The following is a 3,891-nucleotide window of genomic DNA, read 5'->3' as shown; positions in this document are numbered from 1 at the left end:
CGAGCGGACGACGGGATTCGAACCCGCGACCCTCACCTTGGCAAGGTGATGCGCTACCAGCTGCGCTACGTCCGCACGTCCCCGACAACCGCCGGCGACAGGTGAACTCTACCCGATGCCAAGATCGCTTGGCACGGCACCCTGGTCGGTCACGGTTGCGCTGGTCCCTCCCGGGGTACTGAGGGGCTCGACAGCGCACCACACCCCCTTAAGGAGGCTGTCGTGGGTATCGGCACCAGCATCTTCCTGATCGCGCTCGGCGCGATCCTCACCTTCGCACTGGACGCGAGCGTCGGCGGCATCAACCTCGACGTGGTCGGCTGGATCCTGATGGGCGCCGGCGTGCTCGGCCTGATCATGACCACGCTGATCTGGGGTCGTCGCCGCCAGGTCGTCACCACCACCGAGCAGCCGGTGGAGTACCGCCAGGTCGAGGAGCGGCGGGACATCGCGCCGCCACTGTGACCCGACCACCTCCACCCGCTGGCGAAGCCGGCAGAGCACCGTGATTCCGGGCCGGCCGCCTCGCTGACGGTGGCCGGCCCGTCGCACCCGCGACCCCGCGCCGCGGCAGACGCCGGGCGGGTCTCGCCGCCGGTGAGTGGACCAACACGTTCCGGTGGTGCCGGCGGCGGGATCAGAACTCGATGACCAACCGGCCGCGTACCCCTCCGGCTTCCAGGAGTTGATGCGCGCGGGCCGCCTCCTCCGGCGGGAACCGCCCGGCGACCCGCAGGGTCAGCGCACCCTCCTCGGCGAGCCGCCGAAGCAGGTCGAGCTTGTCGCGGCGCCCGTCGTACTCGTGCACGTACGCGGACACCATGTCGATCCCCCGCTGGTCGGCCTGTGCCCGCAGCGCCGGATCGGGCCCGCCGCGCAGCAGCGCGACGGCACCACCCGCGCGCACCGCCGGCAGCAGCGCGCCGCCGAGCAACGCGGCGTCGACAGCGGCGTCCACCCCGTCCGGGGCGTACTCCCGGAAGCGGTCGGCAACCCCCGGGCCTCGGGTCACCGTCACGTCGGCGCCGAGCGCGGCGACCAGTTCGGCGTCACCGGGCGCCGCGTCGGCCAACACCCGGTGGCCGGCCGCCTTGGCGAGCTGTACCGCGTACCCGCCGACCGCTCCGGCCGCTCCGGTCACCGCCAGGGTGCTGCCCGGTGGCAGCCGCAACTGGTCCAGGGCGTGCAGGGCGGTCAACCCGTTCAACGGCAGGGTGGCCGCCTCGGCAGGTGACACGCCCGCCGGCGCGGACGCCACCCAGGTCTCCGGGAGCACAACCCACTCGGCGTACCCACCGCCGGCCGCCCGGGTCGGATTGATCATGGCCATCACCGGGTCGCCCGGAGCGAGAGCACCACTGACCCCGGAGCCCACCTCGTCGATGGTGCCGGCGATGTCCTGGCCGGGCAGCAGCGGGTCGCCGCCGCGCAGTCGCACCGGCGTCATACCGGCCCGGATCAGGGTGTCCGCCGGGTTGACCGCCGCCGCCCGTACCCGGATGCGCACCTCACCAGGGCCGGCGTGCGGCGTCGAAAGCTCGACCACCCGCAGCACCTCGGGCCCGCCGTAGCGCAGCAGTCCGACCGCTCTCATGCTCGACTCCTTGTTCGGATGCCCGGCCGACCACCTCGTACGCCGGTCAGTCCAGGCAGGTGAGCGCGACCTCGGCGTAACGCGTCAGCGCCGCCCGGTCCGGGTTGATGGCACCCATCACCCGCAGGCCCTGGAGGCTGGTCACCAGGAAGCCGGCCAGGTCGGTGGCGCTGCGGTCGGTGGTGATCTGACCCCGCAGCTGCGCCTCGGCGAGCAGGTCGTAGAGCGCCAACTCCAGGGACTGCGTGGTCGAGCGGAGCCGCTCGGCGACCCGTACATCCTGGTGTGCCCGTTCCATCGACGCACCGACGATGAGGCAGGAGAGGTGCCGGCCGTCGCCGGTGATGTCGTCCACCGCGCCGATGAACACCTCACGGATGACCGCTCGCGCGTCGTTGCCGGAGCGCAGCAGATCAACCATCGGGGTGGCGTAGCGCTGCCGGTACAGGTCGAGCACCGCCAGGTAGAGGCCGTCCTTACTGCCGAACGCGGCGTAGATCGAACCGCTGCCCAAGCCGGTCGCCTCGGAGAGGTCACGCATGGAGGTGCCCTCGTAGCCCTTGCTCCGGAACACCTCCATGGCAGCGTTGACCGCGGCGTCGAGGTCGAACTCACGGGTGCGGGCCATGGCTGAACGCTACCCGCTATCTGGAACGATCGACAAAGTATCGCCGGTCACAACCACCGAATCGAGCCGTTTTCGCTGGCCGGAAGGGGTGCCGACCTCCGCGTTAAGATCCAGATCATGGAGCCTCTCGACACCGTCCTGGCCGCGCACCGGGCGTACCTGCTCGGTTGGAACATCGGCGCGGCCGGAGGCCCGGACCTCCCGACCTACCGCAGTGACGTGCCGCACCCACCCCTCAACGGTGTGCTGCGGGTCGCCGGGCGCACGCCGCAGGACGCGCTCGCCGAGGCCCGGCAGCGCCTGCACGGCGTACCCCGGATCTGGTGGGTCGGGCCGGACAGCGACGCCGGCACCGGGGACGGCCTGGTCGCCCTCGGCGCGGTGGAGGTCGCCCGCATGCCGATCATGACGATGGAGATCGGAGCGGCGGCCGAGGTCCCGGCTCCCGCCGGTGTGCACATCGCCGAAACCACCGACCTCGACGCGTTCGTCCCGGCCTACGCCCGGGTGTCCGGAATCCCGACGGACGGCGTGGCGGCGACGATCGAACGGGAGAAGGCGTTCACCGGGGACGGCACGGTGCTCCGGCTGGCCGGTCGCCTCGATGACGGCCGCGTCGTCGCAACGGCCGTCGCCTGGATCAGCCACGGTCTGGTCACTCTCTACTTCGTCGGCACCCAGCCGGAGCAACGCCGCAGGGGCATCGGCGCGGCCATGACCAGGGCCGCCCTCGACCTGGCCGGCGAGCGGGGTGCTCGCACCGCCGCCCTCACCTCGTCGGCCGTCGGTGAGTCGGTCTACCGCAGCCTGGGCTTCCAGCCGGTGGGCGAGTTCCGCCTGTTGACCTTCTGAAAGGGAGCGCGCGGGCCCGGCCGCGCCTGGGCCCGCGCTCATGGCACGGTGGCCGCCCGGCGGAAACCATTGACTACCGGGTTCAGACAGCGTTGTCTTTTACTGCCACCTGGGGAGGTACGACAGTGATCGACGATGTGTCCCTCGTGTTCTGCGTGACCGCTGACGTGTCGGTGCGCGAGCGGATGGTCCGACGCCTGGACGGCCTCGGCACCCTGGTGATCTGCACCGACCTCGCGGAGTTGCAGGCGATGATCGGCGGGCCGATCATCAGCGGGCCGGCGCGGCTCCCCGCCACCGCGTCCGCGACCGCCCCCCTTCCAGCCCCGGTCGCGGTCGCGGTCCCTCCACGCGTCGGCGCGGCCGGCCAGATCAGCCTCGGTGACCTCACCATCGACCCGCTGGACCACCGGGTGACGTGGCGCGGAGAAGCACTGGCCCTGACCCGACTCGAGCGCAACCTGCTCACCCAACTCGCCACCGCACCGGTCGGAGTCTGGACGTACGAGAGGCTCTTCGAATCGGTCTGGGGCTGCGCGTTCCTCGGCGACACGTCGATCCTGCACTCGGCCGTGAAGCGGTTACGTCGCAAACTGCGCGCCGCCGACGAGACCCTGCGCGTGCACACCGTGCGGGGCATCGGCTACCGACTCAGCGTCGACTGACGATCGTCGCGCCACAGTCGCGCTACAAGCGGAACGGCTCGTCACCGGTCTTCCGGTAACGAGCCGTTCACCTCTGGTGGGCGATACTGGGTTTGAACCAGTGACCTCTTCCGTGTCAAGGAAGCGCGCTCCCACTGCGCCAATCGCCCGTG

Annotated in this window: 5 protein-coding genes and 2 tRNA genes; 3 read left to right on the top strand and 4 right to left on the bottom strand. The window is 71.3% G+C overall.

The annotated features are described in order from the left end of the window. Positions 1 to 2: 2 nt before the first annotated feature. Positions 3 to 75 (bottom strand) — tRNA-Gly (locus AC5L30_RS32840). Positions 76 to 222: 147 nt separating this feature from the next. On the opposite strand from AC5L30_RS32840, the gene AC5L30_RS32835 reads away from it, so the two are divergent. Next, complete coding sequence (locus tag AC5L30_RS32835; RefSeq protein ID WP_091400768.1) at positions 223 to 465, top strand: DUF6458 family protein; 243 nt, start codon at positions 223 to 225, stop codon at positions 463 to 465. A 172-nt stretch (positions 466 to 637) separates the two neighbouring features. On the opposite strand, the gene AC5L30_RS32830 is transcribed toward AC5L30_RS32835, so the two are convergent. Further along, positions 638 to 1,594 (bottom strand): NADP-dependent oxidoreductase, encoded by a 957-nt coding sequence (locus AC5L30_RS32830; protein ID WP_494872144.1) that lies wholly within the window; start codon positions 1,592 to 1,594, stop codon positions 638 to 640. Between the two features lie 46 nt (positions 1,595 to 1,640). Continuing rightward, complete coding sequence (locus AC5L30_RS32825; protein ID WP_494872143.1) at positions 1,641 to 2,222, bottom strand: TetR/AcrR family transcriptional regulator; 582 nt, start codon at positions 2,220 to 2,222, stop codon at positions 1,641 to 1,643. A gap of 117 nt (positions 2,223 to 2,339) precedes the next feature. Between AC5L30_RS32825 and AC5L30_RS32820 the strand changes: the two genes are divergently transcribed. Both AC5L30_RS32820 and AC5L30_RS32815 read left to right on the top strand, forming a co-directional pair. Beyond that, entirely contained in the window at positions 2,340 to 3,074 is a 735-nt protein-coding gene (locus AC5L30_RS32820; RefSeq protein ID WP_494872142.1) for a GNAT family N-acetyltransferase, read from the top strand. Between the two features lie 167 nt (positions 3,075 to 3,241). Further along, positions 3,242 to 3,739 (top strand): winged helix-turn-helix domain-containing protein, encoded by a 498-nt coding sequence (locus AC5L30_RS32815; RefSeq protein ID WP_494872145.1) that lies wholly within the window; start codon positions 3,242 to 3,244, stop codon positions 3,737 to 3,739. A 74-nt stretch (positions 3,740 to 3,813) separates the two neighbouring features. Here the strand turns inward: AC5L30_RS32815 and AC5L30_RS32810 are convergent. Next, a tRNA-Val gene (locus tag AC5L30_RS32810) sits at positions 3,814 to 3,888 on the bottom strand. Positions 3,889 to 3,891 lie beyond the last annotated feature (3 nt).

The sequence above is a fragment of the Micromonospora sp. BQ32 genome (assembly GCF_059358895.1).
This window is presented reverse-complemented; position numbering and strand designations above follow the sequence as displayed.